4 protein-coding genes are annotated in these 3,625 nt (G+C 35.6%); all 4 read left to right on the top strand.

Annotated elements, in window-relative coordinates:
- The first annotated feature begins 292 nt into the window (after nt 1–292).
- The 4 genes from P1X15_RS32375 to P1X15_RS32360 all read left to right on the top strand — a co-directional run bounded on the left by P1X15_RS32375 (nt 293) and on the right by P1X15_RS32360 (nt 3,473).
- The gene (locus P1X15_RS32375; protein ID WP_277342247.1) at nt 293–1,111 is read left to right on the top strand and encodes an ankyrin repeat domain-containing protein; all 819 of its coding nucleotides are present in this window, start codon (nt 293–295) and stop codon (nt 1,109–1,111) included.
- 176 nt (nt 1,112–1,287) lie between these two features.
- On the top strand, nt 1,288–1,851 hold the full coding sequence (locus P1X15_RS32370) for a recombinase family protein (RefSeq protein WP_277342246.1): 564 nt from the start codon (nt 1,288–1,290) through the stop codon (nt 1,849–1,851).
- Between the two features lie 177 nt (nt 1,852–2,028).
- Nucleotides 2,029–2,370, top strand: coding sequence for an Imm51 family immunity protein (locus tag P1X15_RS32365; protein ID WP_277342245.1), 342 nt, complete (start codon nt 2,029–2,031; stop codon nt 2,368–2,370).
- A gap of 146 nt (nt 2,371–2,516) precedes the next feature.
- On the top strand, nt 2,517–3,473 hold the full coding sequence (locus tag P1X15_RS32360; RefSeq protein ID WP_277342244.1) for a hypothetical protein: 957 nt from the start codon (nt 2,517–2,519) through the stop codon (nt 3,471–3,473).
- Nucleotides 3,474–3,625: the final 152 nt, after the last annotated feature.

Below are 3,625 nucleotides of genomic sequence, written 5' to 3'. Positions count from 1 at the left end.
TCGATACAGTTCAATGACATGCCATCGAAAGGCACCTGTTTTGTACTTTTTCTTTAAATTAATAAAGCTGCTCACTTTCATAACTTTACACAATTTGTGTCAAGCTATTTCAGGGATATACAAGCTGCCTTATAATGAATTTTATGTTTAGTAGGGTATATAGAAAACTGCATCATAGAGAACGCCTTTTGAGGAAATGCAACAATAAAATACCTTTGCAACACTACAAAATACACATTTTGTAGTGAATGTGCTTCAATCAAGGAGTTAGGTGACATAAACAAACAACAAAATGCAAAAGTTAGACGAAATAGTTAAAATGAGTATTGAGAACACAAATCGTTTTCCAGATTTATCTATTATTTTAAATGCAATAAATGAAGGACATGAAATAGATGTTCGTTTTAAGAACAATTTGATAAACCATTATGTGAAAGAAGATGATGACCTACTGAAAGTAGTGAGACTAATGATCAGTAAAAACTATGAGTTCAATAAGTTTGATATTTTTGATTTGGCAAAAAATGGGTTCTTCAAAACAATGGATTACTTTAAATCATTGGATTTTGATTTGAACATCAAGAATGAACAAGGTGAAAATGCTTTGTTTTATATTATTCGAAGGGACGTGTCACGATTCAACTACATTGATAAATTTTGGAGAAGAGAAGATTACATAGAAACTATAGTTGAAAATTGTATTAAGCTTGGTATTGATGAAAAAGCCGTTAATAATCAAGGAAGGAATTTGTTACATGCATATGCTTTGAGCGGCATGCCAAGTGTATATTTCGACACCTTGATTAAATATGATATTGATATTAATAAAATTGATAATAATGGCTGGACTCCGCTTCATTGCATTTGCGCATATAATGGAGATGACGATGAATATAAAAAGTTTTTGGCTTTTGGAGCGGATAAAACAATTTATACAAAAAAAAGACTTACCTATTTTGAAGAAGAATTTGATGCGGAGCCAACATCAGAAATTTGTTCAGCATACGACCTTAGATTATATTATTTAAATTCACTTGGAGGTGAATACAGCGAAGGTACTGAGTATGGCGACTTTGTACGTAAAGAAATTGAACTCTATTTAAAACCATAAATGTGTCAATCACAACTTTACCTGTTTTGTCCGTCTCGCAAAACGGGCGTTTTGTGAGACAAATGCACATACAGGAAAAATCCCCGATTTAGTTGCAAAAAATGTCTCATAATGTTATCTCATTTATCAATGTATCATTCATTTATTATCTTTGCTTGACTTAATGAGACAAAATTATGCTTCTCGGATACGCCCGTGTTTCGACACAAGACCAAAATTTGAGCCTGCAACTCGATGATCTAAAGAAAGCAGGCTGTGACCGCATCTTTCAGGAAAAAGCATCATCGGCCAAAGAAAGACCGCAACTACTCAAACTGCTTGAAACCATACGGGAAGGGGATACCGTTATCGTTTGGAAGCTTGACCGCTTAGGTCGCTCCTTAAAAGAGTTGATTAACCTCATCAATGATTTTCAGGAAAAGGGCATAGGCTTCCGCAGTCTCAATGATGCCATTGATACAACTACAGCTCAGGGCAGATTGGTTTTCAACATCTTTGCTTCACTGGCCGAATTTGAACGGGATTTAATACGCGAACGCACAAAGGCAGGGTTATCGGCTGCTCGTGCTCGTGGCCGCTTGGGAGGTAAGCCAAAGGGATTAAGTAAAGAAGCGCAATCGAAGGTGGAAGCAGCCCGCACTTTGTATGAGAAGAAGGAAAAAACAGTTGAGGAAATTGGTAAATTACTAGGCCTCAGTCGTGCAACGGTATATCGATATCTACAATCGATAATAGAGTGAATTAAAAAAAGGGGTTTACTACCCAATAGCTTTTTAAAAAAATGCTTTCTACTTGGCAAAATAATACTTTTGCTAAGTTTGTAAAATCCTTACCCATTCACTCAAATGAAGCAATAGTGTATGCGTTAATAGAGTGTCTGTTAAAAATAAGAACAATACAAATCCACTTTCGATAAGATGAATACATTTCCATTCAAACTCGTACAAAATGACTCGCATACAATTGTAGTTGAATGCGAAGGAGAAGCATTTGCTACTCACAACCCAATTTTTGAGAAACATGAATTTAGTGGTAACGGCTACAGTTGGGAAGGCGTCATTCGTCATATTCTGGATGAGAAGAATCCGGAGCTGTTAACCCACTTAGATTTTGACCCCGAAGCTGGAGCGTTTTACGCTTATGTTGATTCGGCAGAGAATCTACAAAAAATTGTAGAGGTTTTGCTTCCCGTTTGTTCTGACCTCAAACAATTTGACGCATATCTAAGCAGGATTGACCCTGAGGAAATGGATGATTAATTAGCGTCGCTCCGTGTAGACGTTAGTTAATCTATTCAAGCCGTTACCAGCAGAGCAGGTTTAGGCTTGTGAATTGATTCGTAAGAGAAATAAGAAACATTTCTCATTCAGTATATATAATGCCGTTGCAACACTATGAAAACCCAATGAAACAATTTCTCATACTTTTTTCTTGCATAATTCTAAGTACAAAGTCAAATACCCTGAAAGCTCAAACTGTTACTATGCCAATCAAATGGAAAGTAGGCCAAACTTTTAGATACGAGCTGAAACACAAAGGTATTGGCAGCATGATGATGGAAGAATTCAACAGTAATAAAGCTTTCCAAATCAAGGTACTGAGTCAAAATGCTAAATCTGATAGTAGCTACATTATAGAGTGGCGATATATATCTTTTGTCACATTCATGACCGATACACTTAAAGAGGAATTTGCGGTAGCTGAAAAAAAGTTTATCCTCAAAACTCCTTTTCGTTTTCGACTTGACAAAAAAGGCAAATGGCAAAACTTTGCAGATACAACAGATATTAAGCGGCAAATGATTGATTTTTATAAAATTGAGAGAAAAACAGCGCGGGAACCGGGGGGCTTTGACTTCAAAATATCCCAAATTAATGAGTGGGAAAACTTTGGAGAGTACTTAGATGCTATCCTTCCTGAAATAAAAGTCTTTTACTCAGCTTATGATTTATTTCCCGCCAGTGTAGCGATGAAAAAAGATACTATTGAAACGTTTAATGATTATATCTTGGAATACAACAAAATGGTAAGCATTCCAAAAATTCTGTCTTCTACTTCTAAATATATTAATCCTAACTTATTGAAAATTAGCAATTTTGAGAAGTTAAACGAATCCGCATTGAAAAAGTATTTTTCAGAAAGTACAAGAGCTGCGTGGGATAAAATGAAGCTAAAAAAGGATAATCCTGCCAGAGTAGCAAACGAAAAAATGCTTGATGATTTTCAACCTAAATTAAGCAATAATTATGAAGCACTTTTCGACAATCAAAGTTCAACTCCGATCAAATTTGATTACCTTAAGGAAGAATGGATGATGTTGCGAGGAGGTTCCAGCTGGTATTATAGCTTTAAAAGGTTATGAAACAGCTGCTCGCTGTACATGGCCATGAGATTGTAAACTAAACTGTGTCACCCCAAATTGAATCAAAGGGGGAAAATAAGTAACTTAGTTTTAACTTATAGACACAATGAAAACTGACGAATCCTTTAATTTCGAGCGCTTCAAGGAAGAAG

The organism is Runella sp. MFBS21 (genome assembly GCF_029433105.1).
In the GTDB taxonomy this organism is placed as follows: domain Bacteria; phylum Bacteroidota; class Bacteroidia; order Cytophagales; family Spirosomataceae; genus Runella.
This window is presented reverse-complemented; position numbering and strand designations above follow the sequence as displayed.

Coding starts and splice junctions, on each gene's coding strand:
- P1X15_RS32375 (WP_277342247.1), top strand. CDS start 293: ATGCAAAAGTTAGACGAAATAGTTAAAATGAGTATTGAGAACACAAAT.
- P1X15_RS32370 (WP_277342246.1), top strand. CDS start 1,288: ATGCTTCTCGGATACGCCCGTGTTTCGACACAAGACCAAAATTTGAGC.
- P1X15_RS32365 (WP_277342245.1), top strand. CDS start 2,029: ATGAATACATTTCCATTCAAACTCGTACAAAATGACTCGCATACAATT.
- P1X15_RS32360 (WP_277342244.1), top strand. CDS start 2,517: ATGAAACAATTTCTCATACTTTTTTCTTGCATAATTCTAAGTACAAAG.